This is a genomic window from Streptomyces aurantiacus JA 4570 (assembly GCF_000414115.1).
Lineage (GTDB): Bacteria > Actinomycetota > Actinomycetes > Streptomycetales > Streptomycetaceae > Streptomyces > Streptomyces aurantiacus_A.
The window spans coordinates 1-1,350 of the sequence record NZ_AOPZ01000539.1 but is presented as its reverse complement, the minus strand read 5'-3'; the positions used below and the strand labels follow the sequence as shown (position 1 = coordinate 1,350).

Below are 1,350 nucleotides of genomic sequence, written 5' to 3'. Positions count from 1 at the left end.
GGCGACCGCCGAGCTCTCCGCTGCCACCGCGCGCGGCCAGGCCGACCTGTGCGAGCTCGTCGAACAGCTGCGCCGCGGCGACGCGCCGCCCGCGCCCGGGCAGCAGACCCCGCGGGCAGTGGCGGCGGGGGACGAATTCGGCCTGCTCGCCGACGAACTGGCCCGGGCGCACGACGGCGCCGTCACCGCCGTCGTGCAGGCGTCGCAGCTCTCCAGCCAGGCGGGCAGCGAGCAGAAGGTCGAGGTCTTCGTCAATCTGGCCCGGCGGCTCCAGTCCCTCGTGCACCGCGAGATCTCGCTCCTCGACGACCTGGAGAACACCGTCGAGGACCCCGAGCTCCTCAAGGGCCTCTTCCACATCGACCACCTCGCCACCCGCATCCGGCGGCACGCGGAGAACCTCGCCGTGCTCGGCGGCGCCATGTCCCGGCGCCAGTGGAGCAGGCCGGTGACCATGACGGAGGTGCTGCGCTCCTCGATCGCGGAGGTCGAGCAGTACTCGCGGGTCAAGCTGGTGCCGCCGATCGACGGCACCCTGCGCGGGCACGCCGTCGCCGACGTCATCCACCTGCTCGCCGAACTCGTCGAGAACGCCACGGTGTTCTCCGCCCCGCACACCCAAGTCCTGCTGCGCGCCAACCTCGTGACCGCCGGGCTCGCCGTCGAGGTCGAGGACCGCGGTCTCGGCATGCCGCTCGCCGAGCAGAGCCGGATGAACCAACTCCTCGCCGATCCCGACCAGGTGAACGTCGCGAGCCTGCTCCAGGACGGGCGCATCGGGCTCTTCGTCGTGTCCGCGCTCGCCCGCAGGCACGGCATCGCGGTGCGCCTGCAGGCCAATATCTACGGCGGTGTGCAGGCCGTCCTGATCGTCCCGCAGGGGCTCCTCGGCACCGAGCAGGACGACGAGGCGGGCGCGTCGCGCGGCGCAGGCAAGGGCGGGACCGGCGGGGCGAGCGGGATGGTGCCGGGGCCGCGCCGGGCGACGTCCGGCGTCGCGTCGGGCGCGCGGTGGGGGGCGGGTCCCCAGGGCGGGGACGGTACGGCGCCGGGACCGGCACCGGCACGTCGGATTCGTATCCCGGCACTGGCATGGGCACCGGCGCGTCGGATGCGTATCCCGGCACCGGCACCAGTACCGGCACCGACACCGCCGCACGAGCGAGCACCGGCTCCCAGGCCCCAGCCCCCCGCCCCGTCCCCGCCGCAACCCCACCACCCCGACACCACCACCCCCGACAGGTCGGCCGATTCCGTCGCGGCGCACCGCGCGCCCCAGCCCTACCACCCCGGCACCACCACCCCCGAAGGGTCAGCCGCCCCCGCCCCCGCGCACCGCGCGCCCCAGCC

1 protein-coding gene is annotated in these 1,350 nt (G+C 75.0%); it reads left to right on the top strand.

Features of this window, described 5'->3' with window-relative positions:
• The coding region (locus STRAU_RS37780) for a sensor histidine kinase (protein ID WP_397893546.1) at positions 1 to 1,350 on the top strand (1,350 nt) is incomplete at both ends.